Origin of the sequence: Frigidibacter sp. SD6-1 (assembly GCF_030143255.1) — a bacterium.
Classification (GTDB): domain Bacteria; phylum Pseudomonadota; class Alphaproteobacteria; order Rhodobacterales; family Rhodobacteraceae; genus TMP-24.
The window spans coordinates 191,879-216,719 of record NZ_JARJNR010000001.1 but is presented as its reverse complement, the minus strand read 5'-3'; the positions used below and the strand labels follow the sequence as shown (position 1 = coordinate 216,719).

General features: G+C 66.2%; 27 protein-coding genes and 1 tRNA gene. 16 read left to right on the top strand and 12 right to left on the bottom strand.

Going from position 1 to position 24,841, the window contains the following annotated elements; translation table 11 throughout:
• Nucleotides 1-120: 120 nt before the first annotated feature.
• Nucleotides 121-741 carry a 30S ribosomal protein S4 gene (gene rpsD, locus P0645_RS01070; protein ID WP_267632678.1) on the bottom strand — a complete coding sequence of 207 codons (621 nt, stop codon included), beginning with the start codon at nt 739-741 and terminating at the stop codon, nt 121-123.
• 277 nt (nt 742-1,018) lie between these two features.
• Between rpsD and P0645_RS01065 the strand changes: the two genes are divergently transcribed.
• Nucleotides 1,019-1,333: a hypothetical protein gene (locus tag P0645_RS01065; RefSeq protein WP_284162699.1), complete on the top strand. Its 315-nt coding sequence runs from the start codon at nt 1,019-1,021 to the stop codon at nt 1,331-1,333.
• 10 nt (nt 1,334-1,343) lie between these two features.
• Here the strand turns inward: P0645_RS01065 and P0645_RS01060 are convergent, their stop codons facing one another.
• Nucleotides 1,344-1,967 (bottom strand): Hint domain-containing protein, encoded by a 624-nt coding sequence (locus P0645_RS01060; protein ID WP_284162698.1) that lies wholly within the window; start codon nt 1,965-1,967, stop codon nt 1,344-1,346.
• 411 nt (nt 1,968-2,378) lie between these two features.
• Here P0645_RS01060 and P0645_RS01055 point away from each other — a divergent pair.
• Nucleotides 2,379-2,453, top strand: a tRNA-Gly gene (locus P0645_RS01055).
• A gap of 42 nt (nt 2,454-2,495) precedes the next feature.
• Here P0645_RS01055 and P0645_RS01050 read toward each other — a convergent pair.
• Complete coding sequence (locus tag P0645_RS01050) at nt 2,496-3,107, bottom strand: DUF2306 domain-containing protein (protein WP_284162697.1); 612 nt, start codon at nt 3,105-3,107, stop codon at nt 2,496-2,498.
• Nucleotides 3,108-3,189: 82 nt separating this feature from the next.
• Here P0645_RS01050 and P0645_RS01045 point away from each other — a divergent pair, with 82 nt between their 5' ends.
• The 3 genes from P0645_RS01045 to P0645_RS01035 all read left to right on the top strand — a co-directional run bounded on the left by P0645_RS01045 (nt 3,190) and on the right by P0645_RS01035 (nt 5,008).
• Nucleotides 3,190-3,801, top strand: a complete 612-nt coding sequence (locus tag P0645_RS01045) for a TetR/AcrR family transcriptional regulator (protein WP_284162696.1) — start codon at nt 3,190-3,192, stop codon at nt 3,799-3,801.
• 137 nt (nt 3,802-3,938) lie between these two features.
• Nucleotides 3,939-4,700, top strand: a complete 762-nt coding sequence (gene hisF, locus P0645_RS01040) for an imidazole glycerol phosphate synthase subunit HisF (RefSeq protein WP_284162695.1) — start codon at nt 3,939-3,941, stop codon at nt 4,698-4,700.
• The gene (locus P0645_RS01035) at nt 4,697-5,008 is read left to right on the top strand and encodes a phosphoribosyl-ATP diphosphatase (RefSeq protein WP_284162694.1); all 312 of its coding nucleotides are present in this window, start codon (nt 4,697-4,699) and stop codon (nt 5,006-5,008) included. The genes hisF and P0645_RS01035 overlap by 4 nt, the downstream gene beginning before the upstream one ends.
• Nucleotides 5,009-5,076: 68 nt before the next feature.
• On the opposite strand, the gene P0645_RS01030 is transcribed toward P0645_RS01035, so the two are convergent.
• Genes P0645_RS01030 through P0645_RS01020 form a run of 3 tightly spaced genes read right to left on the bottom strand, consistent with a single transcriptional unit; the run spans nt 5,077 to nt 7,335 of the window.
• On the bottom strand, nt 5,077-6,384 hold the full coding sequence (locus P0645_RS01030; RefSeq protein WP_284162693.1) for an MATE family efflux transporter: 1,308 nt from the start codon (nt 6,382-6,384) through the stop codon (nt 5,077-5,079).
• A 1-nt stretch (nt 6,385) separates the two neighbouring features.
• The gene (locus P0645_RS01025) at nt 6,386-6,901 is read right to left on the bottom strand and encodes a PaaI family thioesterase (RefSeq protein WP_284162692.1); all 516 of its coding nucleotides are present in this window, start codon (nt 6,899-6,901) and stop codon (nt 6,386-6,388) included.
• On the bottom strand, nt 6,898-7,335 hold the full coding sequence (locus tag P0645_RS01020) for a PaaI family thioesterase (RefSeq protein WP_284162691.1): 438 nt from the start codon (nt 7,333-7,335) through the stop codon (nt 6,898-6,900). Before P0645_RS01020 ends, P0645_RS01025 begins: the two co-directional genes overlap by 4 nt.
• A gap of 100 nt (nt 7,336-7,435) precedes the next feature.
• Here P0645_RS01020 and P0645_RS01015 point away from each other — a divergent pair, with 100 nt between their 5' ends.
• From P0645_RS01015 to P0645_RS00975, 9 genes are all read left to right on the top strand, one after another.
• Entirely contained in the window at nt 7,436-8,584 is a 1,149-nt protein-coding gene (locus P0645_RS01015) for a putative manganese transporter (protein WP_284162690.1), read from the top strand.
• A gap of 49 nt (nt 8,585-8,633) precedes the next feature.
• Complete coding sequence (locus tag P0645_RS01010) at nt 8,634-9,005, top strand: MerR family transcriptional regulator (protein ID WP_284162688.1); 372 nt, start codon at nt 8,634-8,636, stop codon at nt 9,003-9,005.
• 205 nt (nt 9,006-9,210) lie between these two features.
• Nucleotides 9,211-9,600 carry a MerR family transcriptional regulator gene (locus tag P0645_RS01005; protein ID WP_284162687.1) on the top strand — a complete coding sequence of 130 codons (390 nt, stop codon included), beginning with the start codon at nt 9,211-9,213 and terminating at the stop codon, nt 9,598-9,600.
• A gap of 33 nt (nt 9,601-9,633) precedes the next feature.
• Nucleotides 9,634-11,412, top strand: coding sequence for an acyl-CoA dehydrogenase C-terminal domain-containing protein (locus P0645_RS01000; protein WP_284162686.1), 1,779 nt, complete (start codon nt 9,634-9,636; stop codon nt 11,410-11,412).
• Nucleotides 11,413-11,717: 305 nt separating this feature from the next.
• Nucleotides 11,718-12,359 (top strand): glutathione S-transferase family protein, encoded by a 642-nt coding sequence (locus P0645_RS00995; protein WP_284162685.1) that lies wholly within the window; start codon nt 11,718-11,720, stop codon nt 12,357-12,359.
• Between the two features lie 114 nt (nt 12,360-12,473).
• On the top strand, nt 12,474-13,685 hold the full coding sequence (locus tag P0645_RS00990; RefSeq protein ID WP_284162684.1) for an acetyl-CoA C-acetyltransferase: 1,212 nt from the start codon (nt 12,474-12,476) through the stop codon (nt 13,683-13,685).
• A 136-nt stretch (nt 13,686-13,821) separates the two neighbouring features.
• On the top strand, nt 13,822-14,292 hold the full coding sequence (locus P0645_RS00985) for a cupin domain-containing protein (protein WP_284162683.1): 471 nt from the start codon (nt 13,822-13,824) through the stop codon (nt 14,290-14,292).
• Nucleotides 14,289-14,738, top strand: a complete 450-nt coding sequence (locus P0645_RS00980) for a cupin domain-containing protein (RefSeq protein ID WP_284162682.1) — start codon at nt 14,289-14,291, stop codon at nt 14,736-14,738. Before P0645_RS00985 ends, P0645_RS00980 begins: the two co-directional genes overlap by 4 nt.
• 90 nt (nt 14,739-14,828) lie before the next feature.
• Nucleotides 14,829-17,024, top strand: coding sequence for a 3-hydroxyacyl-CoA dehydrogenase NAD-binding domain-containing protein (locus P0645_RS00975; RefSeq protein WP_284162681.1), 2,196 nt, complete (start codon nt 14,829-14,831; stop codon nt 17,022-17,024).
• 104 nt (nt 17,025-17,128) lie between these two features.
• On the opposite strand, the gene P0645_RS00970 is transcribed toward P0645_RS00975, so the two are convergent.
• Genes P0645_RS00970 through P0645_RS00960 form a run of 3 tightly spaced genes read right to left on the bottom strand, consistent with a single transcriptional unit; the run spans nt 17,129 to nt 19,442 of the window.
• Nucleotides 17,129-17,833 (bottom strand): SDR family oxidoreductase, encoded by a 705-nt coding sequence (locus P0645_RS00970; RefSeq protein WP_284162680.1) that lies wholly within the window; start codon nt 17,831-17,833, stop codon nt 17,129-17,131.
• 15 nt (nt 17,834-17,848) lie between these two features.
• Nucleotides 17,849-18,499 carry a Type II secretory pathway, pullulanase PulA gene (locus tag P0645_RS00965; protein ID WP_284162679.1) on the bottom strand — a complete coding sequence of 217 codons (651 nt, stop codon included), beginning with the start codon at nt 18,497-18,499 and terminating at the stop codon, nt 17,849-17,851.
• Between the two features lie 16 nt (nt 18,500-18,515).
• Nucleotides 18,516-19,442, bottom strand: coding sequence for a DMT family transporter (locus P0645_RS00960; protein WP_284162678.1), 927 nt, complete (start codon nt 19,440-19,442; stop codon nt 18,516-18,518).
• 88 nt (nt 19,443-19,530) lie between these two features.
• Here P0645_RS00960 and P0645_RS00955 point away from each other — a divergent pair, with 88 nt between their 5' ends.
• Together P0645_RS00955 and P0645_RS00950 are read left to right on the top strand one after the other, a co-directional pair.
• Nucleotides 19,531-21,156, top strand: a complete 1,626-nt coding sequence (locus tag P0645_RS00955) for an AMP-binding protein (protein WP_284162677.1) — start codon at nt 19,531-19,533, stop codon at nt 21,154-21,156.
• A 180-nt stretch (nt 21,157-21,336) separates the two neighbouring features.
• The gene (locus P0645_RS00950) at nt 21,337-22,323 is read left to right on the top strand and encodes a hypothetical protein (RefSeq protein ID WP_284162676.1); all 987 of its coding nucleotides are present in this window, start codon (nt 21,337-21,339) and stop codon (nt 22,321-22,323) included.
• On the opposite strand, the gene P0645_RS00945 is transcribed toward P0645_RS00950, so the two are convergent.
• From P0645_RS00945 to P0645_RS00935, 3 genes are all read right to left on the bottom strand, one after another.
• On the bottom strand, nt 22,320-23,132 hold the full coding sequence (locus tag P0645_RS00945; protein WP_284162675.1) for an SPOR domain-containing protein: 813 nt from the start codon (nt 23,130-23,132) through the stop codon (nt 22,320-22,322). The genes P0645_RS00950 and P0645_RS00945 overlap by 4 nt on opposite strands.
• 64 nt (nt 23,133-23,196) lie before the next feature.
• Nucleotides 23,197-23,829 carry a uracil phosphoribosyltransferase gene (gene upp / locus P0645_RS00940; RefSeq protein WP_284162674.1) on the bottom strand — a complete coding sequence of 211 codons (633 nt, stop codon included), beginning with the start codon at nt 23,827-23,829 and terminating at the stop codon, nt 23,197-23,199.
• Complete coding sequence (locus P0645_RS00935; protein ID WP_502854713.1) at nt 23,822-24,811, bottom strand: adenosine deaminase; 990 nt, start codon at nt 24,809-24,811, stop codon at nt 23,822-23,824. The genes upp and P0645_RS00935 overlap by 8 nt, the downstream gene beginning before the upstream one ends.
• Between the last annotated feature and the right edge of the window lie 30 nt (nt 24,812-24,841).

The following is a 24,841-nucleotide window of genomic DNA, read 5'->3' as shown; positions in this document are numbered from 1 at the left end:
TCGCGGGCCATCCCGGCGAGGAGAGGCCGCGAGGGCTCGACGAGCCGCCCGCCCCGGCCCGCCTGCAAAGCGAAAGAGGCCGCCCGAAGGCGGCCTCTTCGATAACCGGAAGGCGAAGGATCAGTTCTTCGCGTAGAATTCGACCACGAGGTTCGGTTCCATCTGCACCGGATAGGGCACGTCGCCCAGACCCGGGGTGCGCACGAAGGTCGCGGTCATCTTGTGGTGGTCGGCTTCCAGATAATCCGGCACGTCCCGCTCGACGAGCGCCACGGCTTCCAGAACGATGGCGAGCTGGCGCGACTTGTCGCGGACGGCGATCACGTCGCCTTCCTTCACGCGGTAGGAGGCGATGTTCACGCGGGTGCCGTTCACGGTCACATGGCCGTGGTTCACGAACTGGCGGGCGGCGAAGATGGTCGGCACGAACTTGGCGCGGTAGACGACCGCGTCGAGGCGGCGCTCCAGCAGGCCGATGAGGTTCGCACCGGTGTCGCCCTTGACCCGCTCGGCCTCGGCATAGATGCGGCGGAACTGCTTTTCGGTCAGATCGCCGTAATAGCCCTTCAGCTTCTGCTTGGCGCGCAGCTGGGTGCCGAAGTCCGACAGTTTGCCCTTGCGGCGCTGGCCGTGCTGGCCGGGGCCATATTCGCGGCGGTTGACGGGGCTCTTCGGACGGCCCCAGATGTTCTCGCCCATGCGGCGGTCGATCTTGTACTTGGCAGAGGTGCGTTTGGTCACCGCTGATCTCCTTCTTTGTGCTGCCCCCTGACGAAGGCCATGAAGGGCGTTGTCCTTTTCCCGTTTCCGGGACGACAGGCTTCCCCTCGCGGGGTCCACCAACACCAATGAAAACCCCGGGCCTCTCGACCCGGGACGGCGGGCTTATAGAGGAGCGGCGCGCAGAGTCAATGCCCCCTGCCCCGGCGGTCGGACGGGCGCCGAGCCCGGGCGCTCGTTATCCGCTTCTTAGCGTTTCTGGGGCAGGCTTCACACCGGGCAGGAAAGGGGTGCGACGATGGGTGAGGCGACTTTGGCCGCGCATGAACGGTTTCTGGTAGAAGATGTCATCCTTACACTCGGCAACCTCCGGGGCTGGATCGCCTGGCTGTCGGACCCCGAAACGCACCTCGACCGGGACATGCTGTCTGCCTTTCTCGACCGGCTCGACCATCAGCTTGAACTGCTGCAGGACCGCGCGCGCGCCGTCTGCACCGGCCCGCAGGCGCCGGGTTCCGGTGTCACGCTCGATAGCCTCCTGCGCGACGCGCTCGGCACCGAGACGCAGGAAGGGGCACCGGCCTTCCGGTCACGGCGCGCAGGTGCTCGCTGATGCACCGGCCTCAGGCAGCGATCCTTCGCGGGACATGCGGCTCGTTTTCCGCTGCGATGTGACAGAGCATCTCCACCGCCTGCCAGGGCTCCAGCTCCGGATAGAGAGCCGAGCGCTGCGCGCCGCCGACCGACCCGCAGCGGATCATCGTGCCGGTATTGGCGAAGATCGTCTCTTCGCGGTCGAAGCGCAGGCGGACCATCTTGGCCGCTGCGTGCAACGGCACGCGCCGGATGCCGCGATGACCCGCCAGCATATCCGCGCGCAGAACGACCGCCGCCGCGTCGAACAGCGCCTCGGCCTTGGCTGCGCAGACCAGAACCCGCTGGCCCGGCATCAGCCAGAGATCGGAGCAATTGTCGAGCGCGCCGCCGGGAAAATGGATCAGCCCCCGCCCGCCACCCGGCAGTGCGGCCGCATGCGTGACCGAGCGTACCGGCACGAGGCCGCCATCGTAGGTTGGAACGAGTGTGCCTGACTCAAGCTCTCCTGCCGACCGCCAGCCGTTGGCGGTCTCGACCAGCGTATCGGCGCGCAGGCCGGTTCGGTCCGCTGCGGACGGGGCGGCAAGCAGATCGGGTGTGAGAAGAAGCTTCGCGTCGGGACGGAAGCTCGAAGGCGACGGCATGAACATCGGCGGTTCCTTTCGAAAGCCCCGGGCCGGTCGTGGCCGCATTAACCTGTGGGGCGGTATCCTGAGGGCGCTCCGGAAATCCGCCATCATTTCGACCCAGACCAGACAATTTTCCGGCACTTTTTCGCCGCCATCCTTAATCGACCCCGGAAGTCGCCTTTTGGAAACCAAACGCTCCCGGCTTAACAGAGCCGTAACCAGAATTCTCTGCAACCGTCTGAAAAAACTCTGTTTAATTGAGTCACAGACCGCTGAGAAACAACCGTCAGCGCAACAGGTGCGGATCGATTCGCACCCCGACCGATGACGGAAACGCCCGCTTGGTGCGCCCAACGCCGATTTCTGCACTGGCCGCGTTTTTCCTCTTGCAGGCGGCGGGCGAAGACACTAAATCCCGCCGCACCCAAGGACGCGGGCGTAGCTCAGGGGTAGAGCATAACCTTGCCAAGGTTAGGGTCGTGAGTTCGAATCTCATCGCCCGCTCCATTCAAAAGGGCACCGGAAACGGTGCCCTTTTGTGTTTTCCCGTCAGGCGGCACGTGCGCGGCCGGTGCGCCATCCCCGCAGGATGAACAGCTCGAGAAGCGTCAGATTGACAAGCCATGAGGCCCATGCGGTGACATCGTAGGTCTCGGTCGAGGTCCAGCCAGCAGCCATCAACGGCGCCATGATCAGCCGGAGTGTGACCGACGAGAAGGTCAGCGCCACCGACCGCAGCATCCAGCGTCGATGGCCCGCTAGATCGCCGCCGCGTATCAGCCAGATCGCCCGGCCCGTCGCACCGATCCAGCCCGCCCCCAAAAGCGCAAAGCCGGTGGCCGCCCACAGGCTGCCGCGAAACCAGGGCAGCATGGCGAGCGAGGCACATCCGCCGATCAGCACCGAAAAGGCATAGAGGTAGCCGAGCCGCCGATGCCAGCCTGGCCATCGGCTGCGCAGGCGGCCCGACGTCTGAAACGGCGACAGCGCCAGGGCAAGGGGGCCGAAGATCAGGTGCGACAGGGCCGGCAGCGCCCTGCCGGGAAGGTAATAGGCGAGATCCGGCATGCTCAGCGCCATCGGTTCGGCAAGCACGCGAAGGGTGAGCAGCGCAACGAGAAGGGAAAGGACCCGGTAGGGCCAGATCAGCACGGATCGCATGGATGAGTCTCTTGACAGTGTAAAGTTAGCGCAACATACAAGCCGCATTGACCGCGTCAAGTCGACCTGCGATGCCGGGCGTATGAGCAAGAGCCCGAAGTCCTCCCACCACCACGGCAACCTGCGCGTTGCCCTTGTCGATGCGGGCCTCGCCATCTTGTTGGAAGAGGGACTGGGCGGGCTGACGCTCCGGCGCGCGGCGGCGCGGGCGGGCGTCAGCCACGCCGCCCCCGCCCACCATTTCGATGGACTGTCGGGCCTGATGACGGCAATCGCGGCCCGCGCCTATGCGCTGTTCACCGACCGGCTCATGGCCGGACGCGACCTTCCCGCGCGGGGCGATGAGGAGCGGCTGCTCAACATCTGCCTTGCCTATCTCGACTTCTCTCGCGATCACGCCGGACTTTTCGGCCTGATGTTCGTGGCCCCCGGCCTCGACCGCGACGATCCGGCGCTGAAGGCTGCCGGGGCCGAGGCCTATCAGATCCTGCGCGAGGGCTGCCGCCCGTTCGCCGCCGACGGGACCGCCGACCCGGAGGTCGAGATTGCCGTCTGGACCATGGTCCACGGCTATGCGCTCCTCGGCCTTTCCAGCGGAGAAAGCCCCAATCGCCAGATCGTCGATATCCCGCCCTTCGCCGCGCTCTTGCGCCGGCTCCTGCGCACGCAAGCACCTCCGACAATTGCCAAGTGACATGCCGGTTCGGGCGACGATGGTCGATCGGCCCGGTAGCGCCCCCGATGCGGCGCGACGGGCAAGCCGCACAGGACCACCAAGACCGCTTTCAATCGCGGGCACGGAACGCTAGGAGAGGGCCGAAAGGACGCCCCATGCTCAAGACCCGCATCATCCCCTGCCTCGACGTGGCCGATGGCCGTGTGGTCAAGGGCGTGAATTTCGTTGACCTCGTGGATGCGGGCGATCCGGTCGAGGCCGCGAAGGCCTATGATGCGGCGGGGGCGGACGAGCTTTGCTTTCTCGACATCCACGCAACCCATGAAAACCGCGGCACGATGTTCGACCTCGTCACCCGCACCGCCGAACAATGCTATATTCCCCTGACCGTGGGCGGCGGGGTGCGCACGCATGAGGATGTGCGCGCCCTCCTTCTGGCCGGGGCCGACAAGGTCTCGTTCAACTCCGCCGCCGTCGCCAACCCCGATGTGGTGGCCGAGGCGGCAGACCGTTTCGGGTCGCAATGCATCGTCGTCGCCATCGACGCGAAGACCGTGGAACCGGGCCGCTGGGAAATCTTCACCCACGGCGGGCGCAAGGCGACCGGCATCGACGCGGTCGACTTCGCCCGCACCGTCGCCGCGAAGGGGGCGGGCGAGATCCTTCTGACGTCGATGGACCGCGACGGCACGCGGGCGGGCTTCAACCTGCCCCTCACCCGCGCCATCGCCGATGCGGTCGACCTGCCGGTGATCGCCTCGGGCGGCGTCGGCACGCTCGACCATCTCGTCGAAGGCGTGACCGAGGGCCATGCATCGGCCGTCCTCGCCGCCTCGATCTTCCATTTCGGCACCTATACGATCCGCGAGGCCAAGGAGCATATGGCGCGCGCGGGCATTCCGATGAGGCTTTCATGACCGCGCTTGACCGTCTCGCCGCCACCATCGCCGCCCGCAAGGGGGCCGATCCCGACAGGTCCTGGACGGCGAAGCTGCTGGCCAAGGGGCCGGAGAAATGCGCCGAGAAGTTCGGTGAAGAGGCGGTCGAGGCGATCATCGAGGCGGTGAAAGGCAACCGCGAAAGACTGACCGCTGAGGCGGCCGATGTGCTTTATCATCTCCTCGTGATGCTGGCGGCCCGCGAGGTGACGCTGGCCGACGTCCTCGCGGAACTGGAGCGGCGCGAAGGGACCTCGGGTCTGGCCGAGAAGGCCGCGCGCGACTGATAGGCCGGGGGCTCTGCCCCCGGACCCCCGGGATATTTGCAAACGAAAGAGCAGAAGAGCGGCGGCACTCAGGCGAGCGCGCGTTCGATCCTCGGGTAACGGCGGCCGAGGCTGATGGCGCGGAAGACGAACATCAGGAGAAGCGCTGCCCAAAGACCGTCGTTGCCGAACATCCTCGGCAGGAACCAGAGCGCGGGCACATAGAAGAACGCCATCTCGACCATCGCCATCCGCATGTCGCGGCCGCGCGTGGCGCCGATGAAGATGCCGTCGAGCATCCAGCAGGTGATGCCGACCACCGGCGAGAGAGCGACCCAGAAGAGCCAGCCGCGCGCGGCGGCGCGCACGTCAGGCTCGGTCGTCATCAGGTCGATGATCCACGGCCCCGCCAGCCAGAAGGCCAGGCCCAGCAGGATCGCGCCCCCCGCCCCCCATTGCGACGGCAGCCAGGCAGAGCGGCGCAGAAGCGGCACGGAACGGGCGCCGACCGCCTGACCGACCAGAGCCTCGGCGGCGAAGGCAAACCCGTCGAGCGCGTAGGCGGTGATCTCCAGGAACTGCAGCAGCACCTGATTGGCGGCGAGCGTCACGTCACCGAACCGGGCGCCGAGGAAGACGAACGAGGTGAAGGCGGCCTGCAAGATGATCGAGCGCAGCATGATATCGCCGTTGACCGAGGCCATGCGCCGCAGTTTCACCCGGTCGAAGATGCGCGCGCGGTCCCTCAGCGCCGCAAGTGACAGGCCGTTGCGGCACAGGACAAGCCCAAGCGCCAGCCCCGTCCATTCGGCGATCAGCGTGGCAACCGCGACGCCTTCGACCCCCCAGCCGAGACCGAGGACAAACCAGAGGTCGAGCAGGATGTTCAGCCCGTTCATCCAGACCTGCAGCACGAGGACGGCGCGCGTCCGTTCCGCCGCGATCAGCCAGCCTGTGAGTGCATAGATCGCGATGGTGGCGGGCGCGCCCCAGATGCGTATGCCAAGATAGGCGCGCGCCAGCCCCTCGACCTCGGCCGAGGCGGGGGCGAGGGCGAAGGCGCCAGCAAAGAATGGCGCCTGCAGAAGGATGAGCGCCGTTCCGGCGGCGAAGGCGATCATCAGCGCGCGGATCAGGATCGCGCCCTGTTCGGCCCGGTCGCCCGCACCGAGCGCCTGGGCGGCCAGCCCGGTCGTGCCCATGCGCAGGAAGCCGAAGGCCCAGTAGAAGCTAGCGATCACCACTGCCCCGATCCCGACCGCGCCGATCGGTGCGGCCTGCCCCAGCTGGCCCACCACCCCGGTATCGACCGCGCCCAGAAGCGGCACCGTGGCGTTCGACAGGACGATGGGCGCCGCGATGCGGAAGACGCGGGCATGGGTGACCGGCTGACTCACCTCAGGGCTCCGGGCGTTCGGGCATCAGGAAATGGCCCGTCGCCTGCGCGAATAGCCGCGACCGGTTGTCCTGCCAGGCCTCGACATGCACCGACGCATAGCGCCGTCCCGACCGGTTCACCCGGGCCCGCGCATAGGCGTCGCGCGGCAGGCCGGAACGCAGGTAATCCACGGTGAAATCGATGGTCTTCGGCAGCCGCGGCAGACCACCATCCGCCAGCCGCGCGGCATCGAGAGCGCCGCTCTCCAGATCCTCCCATATCATCGTCCAGCTCAGTTCGACGATCGAGGCGACCTCAAGGAAGGCCGCCGTCACCCCGCCATGCAGGGCCGGCAGCAGAGGATTGCCGATATGGCTTTCATTGAACGGCAGGACGGCGGTCAGCTCATCGCCGCGCCGGTCGAACTGGATGCCGAGGAAACGGATATAGGGCACGCCCTCGACCAGCGCCTTCAGCGCCGCGTCGCGGCGACCCTTCACCAGATGGACGGGCTCGGGTGGTGCGCGGCGGCTCATTTGCCCCCCTCCCCGCGCTCGACCGTGAAGGCACCGGTCGCCATGGCGACGATGCGCGCCTCGTCTTCGTCATGCGCGGTCGCGCGCACGAAGGCGACCGAGCGGGTGACATTGTAGCATTCCGCCCGCGCCGTGATCCTTTGTCCCGGCGTCGCGGACCGCATGTAATCGATCCTGAGGTCCAGCGTCGCCGTGCCTTTCGGCGCAGAGGGATGGCTCATCACCGCCGTACCGCAGCACGTGTCCATCAGGGCCGAAACCGCCCCGCCGTGGATGACCCGGGTTTCGGGATCGCCGATCAGCCGCTCGTCATAGGGCATCGAGATCGCGGCCGTCCCCGGCCCGATCGCATCGAGCGTCATGCCAAGCGCGCGGGCATGCGGCAGCGCCGCCACGAACTGGGCGCCGATCTTCAGCTTCTCGGCCTCGCTCATCACATCTCCGGGGTCTGGGGCACCCGGCAGTTATTGGCGCTTGCAAAACCGCCCGCAAGCGCTATCTTTTGCAATTGAGAATTAGTCGCAATAAAAGACCATGACCGACCTCAGCACCAGAGCCCCCGCCCCGACCGTCGCCGAGAGGCGCCTGCCGCTTGCGAACCTCAGACGCGGCCGCCTGCTCGCCGTCGCGCTTCTCGCAGCGCTGGCGCTCGTGCCCGGACTTCTGGGCGAGGTCACGCGCGGGCTGATGGTCGATGCGTTCGTCCAGGTCTCGGTCTTCGTCGCCGCGACGCTCCTCCTCTTCTATGGCGCCGAGAAGCTGTTCGGCTTCGACCTTGGCGAGGCGATGGGCCGGTCGAAAGCGCTGCAGGTGCCGATCGCCGCCCTTCTCGGGGCGACGCCCGGCTGCGGCGGCGCGGTGGTGGTCGTGGCGGCCTATGCCTCGGGCAAGGTGTCCTTCGGTGCGGTTGTCGCCACGCTGACCGCGACGATGGGCGACGCAGCCTTCCTTCTCATCGCCACACGGCCCGATGCCGCGCTCGCCCTTCTGCCCCTGCAATTCTCGGTCGGCATCCTCACCGGCTGGCTGATCGACAGGTTTGTCACCGTCGACTACCGCCCGACCGGCGGCGCGTGCGAGATCGCGCCGCGCATCGGCCGTCCGCGCGCCCGCGATTGGGCCTATCTGGCGCTCGTCATCCCCGGCCTTGTCGTCGGCGCCGCGCAGATCGGCCAGGTCGAGATCGCGGCTTTTGGCCCCCTGCCCGTCGAGTGGATCGCGCTGGCGGGCGTGGCGACCGGCCTGCTGATCTGGGCCTTCTCGCCGGTCAACGCCATGACCAACCCGGCCGACCGGCCGGTGACCCGCATGGCCGAGGAGACGTCCTTCATCTCGGTCTGGGTGATTGCCGCCTATCTCGCCTACGACTATCTCGCGCAGTTCGCGGGCCTCGACCTCAAGGCGCTCTTTGCCGCGATCGCGCCGGTGCTGCCGCTGGTCGGTGCGGCCATCGGCTTCATCCCCGGCTGCGGTCCGCAGGTTCTGGTGGCGACGCTCTATGTCAACGGCGCCATCCCGTTCGCGGCACTCGCGGCGAACGCCATCTCGAACGACGGCGACGCGCTCTTCCCCGCCATCGCGCTTGCGCCCCGCGCGGCAATCATGGCCACCGTCTTTTCCACCATCCCCGCGCTGATCGTCGCCTATGGATTGTTTTTCTTCGCGCCCGGCTTTCTGAACTGAGTTGTCACGCCCCCTCTTCTCGCCTTACCTTCACGGCAAGGAGGACGAGATGTCGGACCAGCCGATCAGCTTCAAGGACATGTGCGTGCGCTTCGACGTGACGCCGCGAACGTTGCGCTATTATGAGTATATCGAACTGCTGGCCCCGATAAAGGAAGGCCGCGCGCGCTTCTACGGCCCGCGGGAAATCGCGCGGATGAAGCTCATCCTGCGCGGCCGCCGCTTCGGCTTCAGCCTTGAGGAGATTCGCCAGTGGCTGCTTCTGTACAATCAGAAGGGCACGCGCGCGCAAAACCTGGCCTGGGTGGAGCTTGCCGACCGGCAACTGAAGGAACTGGAAAAGCAGCGGTCCGAGCTGGATTCAACCATCGCCGACCTGCGCGCCCTGAGAGATTCGAGCGCCGCGAATCTCGATGACTGAGCTATTCCCCTGCGTCACCTCGGGGCGGTAAACCGCTTTACGCGAGGTCAAAAAGTTTCTCCTGAAACGATCCTTTCGCAATGACGTTTCGTCAGAAAATTTGTTACGCCACGTCATCCTTACCTTAACGTCATCTTGGCTTGTACCATCCACAGTCGATCGTCATCTGCTGTTTCCCTGCGAAACAGTCGAAAGGGTAATAGACGTGAGTGAACAGTTGATGGGCATCCGTGCCATGTGCGAGGCGTTCGACGTCACGCCGCGCACGCTGCGCTTCTACGAGCAGAAGGAACTTCTGTTCCCGCTGCGCGAGGGCCAGAAACGGCTTTATGACCGGCGCGACCGTGCGCGGCTGAAGCTGATCCTGCGCGGCAAGAAATACGGCGTGAGCCTTGAAGAGATCCGCCAGATCCTCGACCTCTATGAACATGACGGCGAGGGCCTGCAGATCACCAAGGCGATCGAAACCGCCCGCCGCCGCCTGGCGGAAATGATGGAACAGCGCGCGGCACTCGACGCCGTCATCAATGAACTGGCCGGCCATATTGCCGATGCCGAACAGACCCTGGGCCGGGCGGAAACCCAAGCCGCCTGACCCGCGACCAGACCGAAGACCCCGGAGGACCGAATGACCCAATACAACGCCCCCACCCGCGACATGCAATTCCTTCTGCACGAAGTGCTGGAGGTGACCAGGTCGGGCGTTCCGGGTCACGAGGAGCTGGAGCCGGACTTCACCGGCGCCGTTCTGGAAGAAGCGGGCAAGATCGCCCGCGACGTCCTTCACCCGCTGAACGCCTCGGGCGATCAGGAAGGCTGCCGTCTGGAAAATGGCGTGGTCTACACGCCCAAGGGCTACAAGCAAGCCTTCGAGGCGATGAAAGAGGGCGGCTGGACCGCCCTTGACTGCGACCCCGCCTACGGCGGTCAGGGCATGGCCTATGTGCTCGCGACCGCCGTGGGCGAGATTTTCGTCTCGGCCAACATGGCCTTCAACATGTATCAGGGCCTGACGCACGGCGCCTATTCGGCGATCCATGCGCACGGGACCGAAGAGCAGAAATCCACCTATCTGCCGAAGATGGTCACCTGCGACTGGACCGGCACGATGAACCTGACCGAGCCGCATTGCGGCACCGACCTCGGGCAGCTCCGCACCAGGGCCGAGCCGCAGGCGGATGGCTCCTACAAGATCACTGGCCAGAAGATCTTCATCTCGGCGGGCGATCACGACATGTCCGACAACGTCATCCATCTGGTCCTTGCCAAGGCCCCGGGTGGCGGCGAGGGCACGAAGGGCATCTCGCTCTTCATCGTGCCGAAATTCATGGTGAATGCGGACGGCTCGCTCGGTGCCCGCAACGCCGTCTCGGTCGGCAAGATCGAGGAAAAGATGGGCATCCACGGCAATGCCACTTGCGTGATGAACTATGACGGCGCGACCGGCTTTCTGCTGGGCGAGCTCCACAAGGGCATGCGCGCCATGTTCACCATGATGAACGAGGCGCGTCTGGGCGTGGGCCTGCAAGGCTATGCGGTGGCCGAAACCGCCTATCAGAACGCGCTCGCATACGCGAAGGACCGTCTGCAAGGCCGCGACGTGACCGGCGCGAAGAACCCGACCGGCCCCGCCGACCCGCTGATCGTCCATCCCGACATCCGCCGCGCGCTGATGGACCAGAAAAGCTTCGTCGAAGGCGCCCGCGCCTTCACCCTCTGGGGCGCCACGCTGATCGACAAGGCGCACCGTTCGGGCGATGCTGCGGCCGAGGGGCTGATTTCGCTTCTCACCCCGGTCATCAAGGGCTTTCAGACCGACAAGGGCTTTGACTGCACCGTTCTTGCCCAGCAGATCTATGGCGGGCACGGCTATATCGAGGAACAGGGCATGTCCCAGTTCGCCCGTGACGCCCGCATCGCGATGATCTACGAGGGCGCGAACGGCGTGCAGGCACTCGACCTCGTCGGCCGCAAGCTGGCCGAGGGCGGCGGCAAGCATGTGATGGGGTTCTTCGAGATGCTGAAGGGCTTCATCAAGGAAAACGAGGGCGATGCCGAGCTGAAGGCCCAATTCCTCGATCCGCTGAAGGCCGCCTCGAAAGACCTGCAGTCGGCCGCGATGTTCTTCATGGCCGAAGGCATGAAGAACCCCAATGCCGCTCTGTCTGGCTCCTACGACTTCATGCATCTCTTCGGACATGTCTGCTTCGGCTACATGTGGGCCCGTCAGGCCAAGGCCGCGCGCGCCGCACTGGCCGCAGGTACCGGCGACAAGACATTCTACGAGACCAAGATTGCGACCGGCCGCTACTACATGGCCCGCCAGCTGCCCGCGACCATGATGCACCTCGCCCGCATCCAGTCGGGCGCGGGCCCGGTGATGGCGCTCGCGGCGGAGGCATTCTGACGGGTTGCGCTGGTTCGGCCCGGAACCGGCGAGGGGGCTTTGCGCCCCCTCGCACTCCCCCGCAGAGTATTTCCGCAAAGAAGAAACCAAAGGAGTGCGCCCCCGTCCCCGCACGGGGATGTGCGTCGTGGCTGCTAACCGGGACGAGGGCGGCTTCTCCTTTGGCGGTCATCGGCTCTCCAGCCTGTACCGCGCCTCAAACCTCCGCGAGCCCGGTTAACAAAGGCTTACTTTCCTTCTTCTTTGTCGAAATACTCCACGGGGGTGCGGGGGTGTGAAACCCCCGCCGCGACGGAGAGGATGGAATGACGGCGAAACTTCACTGCTTCGGCGAAAGCGGCAATGCCTACAAGGCGGCGCTCGCCCTCGAACTCTCGGGCTACGACTGGCAGCCCGTCTTCGTCGATTTCTTCAACGGCGCCACCCGCACCGAGGAATTCCGCAAACTCAACGTGATGGGCGAGGTCCCGGTCCTTCAGGAGGGCGCCATGACCCTCTCGCAGTCCGGCGCGATCATGTATCATGTCGTGAAACGCACCGGCACATTCGGCGGCGCCCCGGGCGAAGAGGAAGAGGTCCTGCGCTGGATCCTGTGGGACAATCACAAGATGTCGAGCCAGGCGGGCATGACCCGCTTCCTGATGAACTTCCTGCCCGCAGACAAGCGACCCGCCGAGGTCATCGCCTTCATGCAGGGCCGCCTCAAGGCCGCCTATTCCGCGCTCGACGGCCACCTTAAGGGCCGCGACTGGCTGGTGGGCCGGGGTCCGACCATTGCCGACTTCTCCTGCTGTGCCTATCTCTATTACCCCGAGCCCTTCGGTTTCAACCGCAAGGACTGGCCCCATATCGATGGCTGGCTCGACAGGATCGCGGCCCTGCGCGGCTGGAAGCACCCTTACGACCTGATGCCCGGCAACCCGTCCGAGCGGTCGCAGAAAAGCTGATATTGCGCCGCAGCGTCACGCGGGACAAAGGCTGACGCGCAGGTAAACTGCCCCGAAAGTTGTCCCCCGCATCATCGCGAATCGCGCGGCGGACGCCCAAGGAGAGGACCGACGATGACCGAAGCCTATATCTACGACGCCGCCCGCACCCCGCGTGGCAAGGGCCGCGCCGACGGCGCGCTGCATGAGGTGACCGCCGTTTCCCTCTCCGCCCGCCTTCTGAACGCCGTGAAGGACCGCAATGGCCTCGACGGCCATGTCATCGAGGATGTGATCTGGGGCAATGTCACTCAGGTCGGCGAACAGGGCGGCTGCCTTGCCCGTTCGGCCGTCCTCCTCTCCGACCTTGACGAACGCATCCCCGGCCTTGCGATCAACCGTTTCTGCGCCTCCGGCATGGAGGCGGTGAATATCGCGGCCAATCAGGTGCGGGGCGGGGCGGGCAATGCCTATATCGCCGGGGGCGTCGAGATGATGGGCCGCGTTGCCATGGGCTCGGACGGCGCCGCGATCGCCGTCGATCCCACGCTCGCAATAAAGACCTATTTCGTGCCGCAAGGCATTTCGGCCGACATCATCGCCACCGAATACGGCTTCACCCGCGACGACGCCGACGCGCTGGCTGTCGAAAGCCAGCGCCGCGCGGCCGCAGCCTGGGCCGAGAACCGCTTCGCGAAATCCATCGTGCCGGTGAAGGATCAGAACGGCCTCACCATCCTCGACCGCGACGAATACATGCGCCCGGGCACGGACATGCAGACGCTGGGCCGGCTCGATCCCTCCTTCAAGGGCATGGGCGAGGTCATGCCGGGCTTCGACAAGCTCGCGCTGATGAAATATCCCCATCTCGAGCGCATCAATCACATCCACCATGCCGGCAACTCCTCCGGCATCGTCGACGGCGCGGCTGCGGTCCTGATCGGCAATGCGGAGTTCGGCAAGGCGCACGGCCTGAAGCCCCGCGCGAAGATCCGCGCGACGGCCAAGATCGGCACCGACCCCACGATCATGCTGACCGGTCCCGTACCGGTCACCGAAAAGATCCTGAAGGACTCGGGCATGTCGATTTCCGACATCGACCTCTTCGAAGTGAACGAAGCCTTCGCCTCGGTCGTCCTGCGCTTCATGCAGGCCTTCGACGTCTCGCCCGACAAGGTCAATGTCAACGGCGGCTCGATCGCCATGGGCCACCCCCTCGGCGCGACCGGCGCGATGATCATCGGCACGCTTCTGGACGAGCTCGAGCGCACCGGCAAGGGCACCGGCCTCGCCACGCTCTGCGTCGCCTCCGGCATGGGGGCGGCCACGATCATCGAGCGGGTCTGACCCCTCTCCCCTCCCCACGAGGGGGAGGGGAAGCGCCCGTCCGGCAACGGTCGGTACGAGAAACAATGAACCCGTCCCGCGCCTCCCTCCCCCCTCGTGGGGAGGGATGGGGAGGGGGGCCGACGAGGAGGAAGAAATGCCGATCATCGACCAGACCAGATGCCCGGTCAAAACCGGTTCGATCTACCCCGAGCCCTATGCGTCCATGATGAAGGGGCGCTCGTCGCTGCGCCTCGGCGAGGCAGGCGGGTTGACCCAATATGGCGTCAACCTCGTGATGCTCGAACCGGGCGCGCTCTCCTCGCTCCGTCATTGGCACGCGCAAGAGGATGAATTCGTCATGGTGACGGAAGGCGAATGCACCCTCATCGACAACACTGGCGAGCACACCATGCGGCCCGGCGACTGCGCCGCCTTCCCGGCGGGTGACGACAACGGCCACCATTTCGTCAACCGCACCGACAAGGTTGCCAAATTCCTCGTCATCGGCACCAAGGCCCCGCGCGAGGTCGCGACCTATTCCGATATCGACCTGCGGGTCGAGATCGACGGCGGAACGGCCCGTTTCACATACCGCGACGGCACGGATTTCACGGCGCCGAGATGATCATCCGCAAGGGCACCGCCCGCACCGATAAGGCTACACCCGAACAGGCAGCAATGCTTGGCCATTTCACCGCTGACCTCCTCTCCGATACCGGTCACCTGACCCAGTTCGGCGCCTTCACCGAAACGCTCGCCCCGGGCGCTCGGTCGGGCGACCGGCACTGGCACGAGAAAGAGGATGAATTCCTCTACATGCTCGCTGGCGAGGCGATCATCATCGAAGATGATGGCGAACATCGCCTCACCCCCGGCGACGCCGCCTGCTGGCCTGCGGGCGTTGCGAACGGCCATCAGGTCGTGAACCGCTCCGCCCATCCCTGCAGCTACCTCATCGTCGGCACCCGAGCACCTTCCGATCGCGTCCACTACAGCGACATCGACAAACTCTACACCCGCGAAAACGGCGTGGTCCGCCGCACCCGCCGCGACGGAAGCCCGCTCGAATGAGCCCGCACCCCTTCATCTTGGTACAAATACCTTCCGGGGGTGCGGGGGTGGAAAACCCCCGCTTCACCGCGAAAAGACAGGAGACCACACATGTCTGATTTCACCTATTCCCTCGACGCCGACGGCGTCGCCACCATCACCTGGGACGTGAAGTCCAAGTCGATGAACGTCCTCAATCTCGAGGCAGCGGCGGACCTCGGCGCGCTCATTGACAAGGCCATCGCGGATGACAGCGTGAAGGGCGTGATCCTGACCAGCGGCAAGAAGGATTTCGCGGGCGGCATGGACCTCAACATCATCGCCAGGATGAAGGAAAGCGCGGGCGACGACCCGGCGCGGGGCCTTTTCGAGGGGATCATGAATTTCCACGCGCTCGAGCGGAAGATGGAACTGATGGGCCGCGATCTGAAAACGGGCAAGGGCGGCAAACCGATCGTCGCGGCGCTGCCCGGCACGGCGCTCGGCATCGGCCTCGAACTGCCGCTTTCCTGCCACCGGATCATCGCCGCCGATAACCCGAAGGCCAAGATCGGCCTGCCCGAGATCCTCGTCGGCATCTTCCCCGGCGCGGGCGGCACCACGCGGCTCGTCCGCAAGATGGGCGCCATGGCCGCCTCGCCCTTCCTTCTCGAAGGCAAGCTCTCCGACCCGAAGGCCGCGAAGGCCGCGGGCATCATCGACGAGGTGGTGGCGCCGGAAGACCTGATGACCCGCGCCAGGGAATGGGTCCTGAACGCCAAGCCCGAGGATATGGTGAAACCCTGGGATGCCAAGGGCTACAAGATGCCCGGCGGCGCCCCCTATCACCCGACGGGCTTCATGACCTATGTCGGCGCCTCGGCCATGGTCCACGGCAAGACGCAGGGCGTCTATCCGGCGGCGAAAGCGTTGCTGGCAGCCGCCTACGAAGGCGCACTCGTCCCCTTCGACACGGCACTGAAGATCGAGGCGCGCTGGTTCACGAATGTCCTGATGAACCCCTCCTCCTCCGCGATGATCCGCTCGCTCTTCATCAACAAGGAAGCGCTGGAAAAAGGCGCGAACCGGCCGAAGGTCGAGGATCAGACGGTCAGGAAAGTCGGCGTCCTCGGCGCCGGCATGATGGGCGCGGGCATCGCCTATGTCTCGGCCAATGCCGGGATCGAGGTCGTGCTGATCGACGCGAGCCAGGAGGCCGCCGACCGCGGCCGCGCCCATTCCGAAGGCATCCTCGACAAGGGCATGAAGCGCGGCAAGGTGACGGCCGAGAAAAAGGCCGAAGTGCTGGGCCGCATCAGTGCCACCACCGATTACGCCGCGCTCGCAGGCTGCGACCTGATCGTCGAGGCTGTCTTCGAAGACCCCAAGGTCAAGGCCGACGTCACCGCCAAGGCCGAAGCCGCGATCCCGGAAGCCGCGATCTTTGCCACCAACACCTCGACCCTGCCGATCTCCGATCTCGCCAAGGCATCGAAGCGCCCGGAGCAGTTCATCGGCATCCACTTCTTCTCGCCCGTCGACAAGATGATGCTGGTCGAGATCATCAAGGGCCGCGAAACCGGCGATGTCGCCGTCGCCAAGGCGCTCGACTTCGTCCGCCAGATCAGGAAGACCCCGATCGTCGTCAATGACGCGCGCTTCTTCTACGCCAACCGCTGCATCATCCCCTACATCAACGAAGGCATCCGCATGGTCGCCGAAGGGGTGGAACCGGCGCTGATCGAGAATGCCGCCAAACTGCTCGGCCTGCCGCTCGGGCCGCTGCAACTGGTCGACGAAACCTCGATCGACCTCGGCGTCAAGATCGCCAAGGCGACCCGTGCCGCGATGGGCGACGCCTATCCCGACAGCGCGGTCGATCCCGTCCTCTTTGCCATGGCCGACAAGGGGCGCCTGGGCCGCAAGGCGAAGGCAGGCTTCTATGCCTATGATGAAAAGGGGGAGCGGCAGGGTCTGTGGGACGGTCTGGAAACGCTCTGGCCGGTGTCTGACGACCAGCCCGAGCTGACCGAAGCCCAGCACCGGATGCTGATGGTCCAGACGCTGGAAGCCGTCCGCGCACTGGAGGAAGGCGTGCTGGAAGACATCCGCGAAGGCGATGTCGGCGCGATCCTCGGCTGGGGCTACTGCCCCTGGTCGGGCGGCCCGTTCGGCTGGCTCGATATCGTGGGTGCGGCCCGCGCGGTCGAGATCTGCGAGGCGCTGGAAGCCCGTCATGGCGCCCGGTTCAAGGCGCCGAAGCTTCTCGTCGACATGGCGGCCAAGGGCGAAAGCTTCTACGGCGGCACGGCGGCAAAGGCCGCCTGAGCGCCGTCTGCCCGGGCGGACCTCCTCGAAGCACTTCGTGCACTCGTCGGACCCGCCCGAGGAGTGCATGAAATGCTCGACGAGGCGCGCCTTCGGGCGAAACCTCAGATGCGGCGCGTCAGCCCGCCGTCAACCGTCAGGTTCTGGCCGGTAATGTAGCCCGCGCCCTCCGAGAGCAGGAAGGCGACGGTCGCCGCGACCTCCTCCGCCTTTCCATAGCGGCCCAGCGGCACCATCTGCCGCCGTTCCTCGGTGCCGGGCAGGCTGTCGATCCAGCCGGGCAGGACATTGTTCATCCGCACGTTCTTCGCGGCATATTCGTCGCTGAAGACCTTGGTGAAGGCCGCCAGCCCTGCCCGCGCCACGGCAGAGGTCGGGAACATCGCCGAAGGCTCGAACGCCCAGGCGGTCGAGATATTGACGATCGCGCCGCCGCCCTGTGCCGCCATGACCGGCGCCACCAGCCGCGTCGCGCGCACCACGTTCAGGAAATAGACGTCGATCCCCCTGTGCCAATCCTCGTCGCTGATCTCAAGGATCGGCGCGCGCGGGCCGTGACCGGCGGAATTCACCAGCCCGTCGATCCGGCCCCAACGCGTCATCGCCTGATCCACAAGCCGCGCCAGATCGGCAGAGGACTGGTTCGATCCGGTCACGCCCAGCCCGCCCAGCTCCTCGGCCAAAGCCTCGCCCTTGCCGGAGGACGACAGGATACCCACCTGCCAGCCCTGCCCCGCCAGATGGCGCGCCGCCGCGGCGCCCATGCCGGAGCCCCCGGCGGTGACGAGGGCAACTTTTGGGTCACTCATGGCAAACTCCTGATTTCAAGCGTCGAATCTGTAGCCGAACCGCGCGACATCCTCGGCGCAGATCGACGCGAGTAAAGCAGCGTCGCGGTCGGAATAGAAGGGCCGCCAGTCGCGCGGCCGGGCACTTTCGTTCACGCGCGGCAGGGGCGAGAGGCGAAAGCCGAGATGCGCCTCGAACGGCACAAGATCGACGTCGATATGTTCCAGCCGCAGGAAGAGGCCGGGCCTCTCCGCCCCCGCCCCATCGCGCAGCCACGCGCCGTAGGGCCAGCGGCGGAAGCTCTCGGCAATCCCGGGATGGTTCAGGAAGGCGCTGAAATCGAGTGTCTGTGCCAGCCCCACGGCCGGATGACCGAAGCGCTGCGACTTGAGCCAGTGGTAATAGCTCACCACCCGGTCCCAGGGGTTGCGCACCAACGTCACGATGAGAAGCCCCGTGTCCTCGACCCCGGCAAGCCCCTCGAGATCGGCAAGCGTCGAATGCTTCCAGAGCCGCCCCACGGTCCTGATCGCCGTCTGCCGCCCCGCCCGCGACCGGCCCTTCGGCGTATCGGCGACGATCACGTCGTCCTTCATCGCCCGCGCTTCCAGCGCCAGCGTCAGCGCCGTGCCGCCGGTCTTCGGCGCATGAAGGAACAGGAAGCGGCGGCCGCGCGAGAGATACATGGGCCGAGACTAAGCCTCAGCGCGCCCGAAGCGCAATGATCGCCCCCGCGAAAACGATCAGCGCCATCCCGAGAACCGCACTCAGCGAAATCCCCTCGCCCCAGATCGCCCAGGTCCAAAGCGCGCTCATCGGCAGGATCGCATATTCGAAGACCGCGACCCGGCTCGCCTCGGCCACCTGATAGGCCCGGATCATCAGGCCGACGCCGAGAAGCGAGCCTGCGGCCTGCACGAACGTCCAGAAGAGGAAGGCAGACGAGGGCCAGACCGGCCCGCGCAGAACGAACCCGGCGGTCCCCTCTGCCACCTCGGGGTTCCAGACCGACAGCACCGCCATGCCGATCAGGCCAAAGAAACCGAGCCCGAGGAAGAAGCCCAAGAGCAGGGTCTCGGCGGTTTCGCCCGCGCACCATTCCCGGGTCGCAAGATTGCCGAGCGCATAGAAAAGCCCCGCAACGATCGGCAGCACCATGGCCGGCGTGACCGCGCGCAGCCCGAAGCCGAGGACGAGCATGACACCCGCGAAACCGACCAGGACCGCAAGGACGCGGAACGGCCCGATCGGATGGCCATAGACGAACCGGCTGAGGATAAGGACGAAGATCGGCGCGGTGAAGAGACCCGCCGCCACTTCGGCCACCGACAGGAAGGCGAGGCAGCCGAAATAGATCACCATGGCAACGGCATGGATCAGGCTGCGCGCCAGAACCGCGCGCGGGCGGCGCGGGCGAAGCGAAAGCCCGAGCGGCCGGGCCAGAAGGAAGAGAAGTGCCGCCGCCATCCCCGTGCGGGTGGCATGGAACTGCCAGAGCCCGCCCTCGGCGGCGATCACACGGACCCAATTGTCGGTGAAGCCGATCAGGAAAGCATAGGTGACGACCATCGCAGCGGCGCGAAGGGTCGGGTTGGCGCCAGCGGGTCGGAAGGTATCGGGGACGGTCATTGGGCCTCTCAGGTCGAATTTGGATATGCTAGCGGCCCGGCGCGGGTTACCCATGTCTGGAAACGACATGTGCGAGGGGGAGGCACGCATGGGTTGGCTCAAGGACGAAACCGGGCTTGGCAGGAACGCGGCGAATTTCGTGCCGCTGACGCCGCTCTCCTTCCTGGCGCGCGCTGCTGACGTTTTCGCCGCTGATACCGCGCTCGTCTATGGCAGCGAACGCTGGACCTACCGCGAGATGAGCGCGCGCGTCAGCCGACTTGCCTCGGCGCTAACCCGGGCCGGTGTGGCGCCGGGCGATGTGGTGGCGACACTGCTGCCAAACGTGCCCGCCCAGGTCGAGGCGCATTTCGGCATCCCGGCCGCGGGCGCGGTGATCAATGCGATCAACACAAGGCTCGACGCCGATACGGTCGCCTATATCCTTGCCCATGGCGAGGCCAAAGTCGCCCTTGTCGACAGTCAGCTCCTGCCCCTCGCAGAGGAAGCCGTCGCGCTGAATGGCGGAACGGGTCCAGAGATCATCGAGGTCCCGGACCCCGTCGCGGGGCTGGCGGCGAGCGGGCGCTATCAGACCTACGAAGCGCTGCTCGCCACCGGCGCGGCGGAAGCGCCCTGGAAAATGCCGCAGGACGAATGGGAAAGCCTTGCGCTGAACTACACCTCCGGCACCACCGGGCGGCCCAAAGGCGTGGTCTACCACCATCGCGGCGCCTATCTGCTGGGGATGGGCACAGCGGTCGCCTGGCAGATGGGGCTGAGGCCGGTCTATCTGACCATCGTGCCGCTCTTTCACTGCAACGGCTGGTGCCACAGCTGGACGATCCCAGCGCTTGGCGGCACCATCGTCTGCTGCCGCGACATCACCGCCGCCGCCATCTACCGCGCCATCGCCGAGGAAGGCGTGACCCATATGGGCGGGGCGCCGATCGTGCTCAACATGATCATCAATGCGAAACCGGAGGACCGGCGCGATTTTTCCCATATCGTCCAGACCTATACGGCAGGGGCCCCGCCGCCTGCCGCAACACTGGCCGCGATCGAGCCCCTGGGCTTTTCCGTGACCCAGGTCTACGGCCTGACCGAAACCTTCGGTCATGTCACCGAATGCCTCTGGCGGGGGGAGTGGGACGGGTTGCCAGAGGCAGACCGCGCCGCGATCAAGGCGCGGACCGGTGTCCTCATGCCCTTCATGGAAGATATCAATGTCCATGGCGAGACCGGCGCGCCCGTTGTGCGCGACGGATCGAGCCTCGGCGAGATCGCCATTCGCGGCAACGCGGTGATGAAGGGCTATTACAAGAACCCCGACGCGACGGCGGAGGCGTTCAGGGGCGGCTTCTTCCGCTCGGGCGACATCGCCTTCCAGCATGAGGACGGCTATATCAAGATCACCGACCGGGCGAAGGACATCATCATCTCGGGCGGCGAGAATGTGTCGTCGGTCGAGGTCGAGGGCGCGCTGATGCACCATCCCGCCGTATCGCTGTGTGCGGTCGTGGCAAAGCCGGACGACAAATGGGGCGAAGTCCCCTGCGCCTTCGTCGAGCTGAAGCCGGGTGCGGCAGCGAGCGAGGACGAACTGATCGCCTTCGCCCGCGCGCGGCTCGCAGGCTTCAAGACGCCGAAGAAGGTTGTGTTCCAGGAGCTGCCCAAGACCTCGACCGGCAAGATCCAGAAATTCGAACTTCGCGCCCGGGCGAAGGATCTCTGACCGGCCAAGGAGCGCCTCATCGAGCCCATGCGGGCTCTCTTCGGCGCCGACAGCGAGGAGAGCGCGACAGGGCTCGACGAGCGGCCCCCGGTGGCGGCCCCCGGTGGCGGCCCGGAAAGATTGCCCGCCCCCCTCCGCTTCGCTAGACTGCGGGAAAACAGGCAAGAGCAGCAACCGCGCATGACCGCGCTCAGCGAATATCAGCGACTGGAATGCACCGGCCTCTGGCGGGAGCATGCGGGCGCGCAGCGGCGCGAAGTGATCGTCACGTTCGGCGATGCGACGCTGATGCTGAAGGAGGCGGCGTCAGACCGCGCGCTTGCCCACTGGTCTCTGCCCGCGCTCACGCGCGCCAATCCGGGCGAAATGCCCGCCCTCTTCCGCCCCGACCCCGAGGCCGAGGAAGAGCTTGAGATCGACGACGAGGTGATGATCGCCGCCATCGGCAAGGTCCACCGGCTGATCGAGGCGCGTCGCCCCCATCCCGGGCGCCTGCGCGGCGCGCTCGTCGCCACGCTCCTCGCGGCCTTCCTCGGCGCGATGGTCTTCTGGCTGCCGGGGGCGCTCATTGCCCATACGGCCAGGGTCTTGCCCGCGCCGGTCCGCGCCGCCGTCGGCCAGGCGATCCTTGCCGATATCACCCGTCTGACCGGGCCGCCCTGCGCCGAGCCCGAAGGCCTGTCCGCCGCCGATCTTCTCTCGGACCGGCTCCTCGGCCGCTCCGCGGCGCTCGTCATCCTGCCCGAGGGGCTTCAGGGCACGCTGCATCTGCCCGGCGGCCTCATCCTCGCGGGCCGCCCGCTTCTGGACAGCGGTGATGATCCTGCGCTTTTCGCGGGCCATCTGCTTGCCGAGGAGCTTCGCGCCCGCCAGACCGACGCCCTGACCGAGGCGCTGACCCATGCCGGGTTCCGCGCCAGCTTCCACCTCCTGACGACCGGCGATGTGACTGCGGGCGCCTTCCACGGCTATGGCGAGCGTCTCCTGAAAGCGTCGGCAAACCCTGTTCCGACAGACGCGCTTACGGCGATGGCGGCGCGCGTCCGCCTCGACCTCGCACCCTATTCCAAGGCGACAGGCGCGCCGCTCGCCCGCCCGGACGGGGGCGAGGTGGTGCCGATCATCAGCGATACCGACTGGGTCGGGCTGCAGGGTATCTGTGGCTAAGGCCGGACGAAAGTGCCGGGAAACCGCGCGACCAGCTTCGCCCGCGCTGCCGCTGCCTCTGAAAGCGTGGCGAAAGGCCCTGCGAGGATCGCGGTCAGCGCCCCGCCCCTGAGCTTCTGCCGGGCCACCGGGAAATCCGCGCCTTTCACCGCCGAGGCGGCGGCCGCGGCATTCGCCGGATCGGCGAATGCGCCGACCTGTACCCAAAGCGCCGCGCCGGTCACCGGCCGCTCTTCCACCGTCCCATCGCTCGACCAGACCAGCCGGTAACCGCCCGCGCCCAAAGCCTTTGCGCGGGCGAGCGCCGCCGGATCGTCGGAAGTCCCCGCAAGCGCCAATCCCGGCACCCCCAATGCATTCAGGCTCGCGGGGTCAAGTGCGCCGCCGCCGCAGCGGCTGATCCGCCGCCCGTCGTTCAGCCAGCCCCGCGCACCGCCCTGCCGACAGAGCGCGTCGCCCGGCGGTACGGTCTCTGTTCCGACGATCATCAGCGCTGCAGGCGCGCGTCTGGGTTCCATCGCAGCAGGTTGTGGCATTCTCGGCCTGCTCTCCGGTGCCGCCGCTATCACCTCGCCCACCGGCGCAGCGCCTGATGCCTGACCACAGACCGGTTTGTTCGCCTGGTCCAGACGCGGCACCCAGTGGACCGCGCCGTTCACCACCGCGCGCTGGAAGAGGCAGCCCTTGCTATCTGTGTACTCTCGCCCGGCATAGTCAGCGGGCGGCGGTTCTGCCGGACCACCCACCTGCCCGACCGTGGGCTGAGCGGCCAAGACCGCAAAAGACACCAGTACCGGAAGAAATCTCATTGCCTGCCCTGCCTCCACCCCGCGGCCAGATTGGCAAAGGCCCAAGCGCCGGTAAAGCCCCCACTCACTTCGTGCCGAACATCCGGTCGCCCGCGTCGCCAAGGCCGGGCACGATATAGCCGTGATCGTTCAGATGGCTGTCGAGCGCCGCCGTCACGATCGGCACATCGGGATGCGCCTCCTTCATCCGCGCCACGCCCTCGGGCGCGGCGAGAAGGCACATGAAGCGGATGTTCTTCGCGCCCGACTTCTTCAGAAGGTCGATTGCGGCGGCCGAGGAATTGCCCGTCGCCAGCATCGGGTCGAGCGCGATGACCAGACGATCCTCCAGCCCCGATGGCACCTTGTAATAATATTGCACCGGCTGCAGCGTCTCGGGGTCGCGGTAGAGACCCACGAACCCCACCCGCGCCGCCGGTATGAGCTCCAGCACCCCGTCGAGAAGCCCGTTGCCCGCACGCAGGATCGAAATCAGCGCCAGCTTCTTGCCGTCGATGACCGGCGCGTCCATCTCGCACAAGGGTGTCTCGATCCGCTTCGTCGTCATCTCCATCTCGCGGGTGATCTCATAGGCCAGAAGCTGGCTGATCTCTCGCAGGAGGCGGCGGAAGGAGTTGGTCGACGTGTCTTTCTCGCGCATCAGGGTCAGCTTGTGGCTCACCAGCGGATGTTTGACGACGGTCAGATGATCACGCACGGGCAGCCTCCAGCTTCTTGACGATCCGGTCCCTTGTATCGCCATCGCAGAAGGCCGCGTCAATCGAGGTGCGGGCGATTGCGTCGAAGACGCCCTCGTCCCAGTCGAAGGCATCCGCCAGCCTGTCATATTCATTCTTCATCGTGGTGTGGAAGAAAGGCGGATCGTCGGTCGAGACCGTGACTTTTACCCCCCGCTCGCGCAGCCGGTGGATCGGATGGTCGCGCCAGGTCCTGTAGATGCCCAGCGCCACGTTCGAACCCGGGCAGACCTCAAGCACGACGCCCTTCTCGGCGATCTCGTCAACCAGCGCCAGATCCTCGATCGCGCGGACGCCATGGCCGATCCGTTCGACGCCCAGATCGCGGATCGCGTCGCGCACGCTGTCCGGTCCTCCCCACTCGCCCGCGTGCGCCGTCAGGCGTAACCCCGCTTCACGCGCTGCATCAAAGGACCAGGCGAAGTCCTTGGGTTTTCCCATCTTTTCGTCACCGGCCAGACCGAAGCCAACGATCCAGTCGCCAGCCGTTTCCGCCGCGCACAGCGCGGTTTCGCGCGCCTTCTCCGGCCCGAAATGGCGGATCGCGGTGATGATGCCCCTGAGCGTGATGCCGTCGCGCTTCTCGGCCAGATCGGCCGCCTCGCGGATCGCGGCCAGATAATCCTTCCAGGCTTCCACGTCCCGCCCGCCGCAGAAGTCGGGGCTGAGGAAGGTCTCGGAATAGACGACGCCCGAGGCCGCACTCTCCTCCAGCACGGCAAGCGTCAAACGGTGATAATCCTCGGGGCTCTTCAGCGTTTCGGTGGCAGCCTCGTAGACCTTCAGGAAATGCCAGAAGTCGCGGTAGGCATAATGACCGCGCTCGTCGAAGATGCCCGACAGGTCCATCGCCTTTTCCTTCGCCAGCCCCCGGATGAAGGCAGGCGGCGCCGCGCCTTCCAGATGCAGGTGCAGTTCGATCTTCGGCAGATTGGCGGTCATGTTCATGTCTCTCTTGTCGGGACGCTGTCG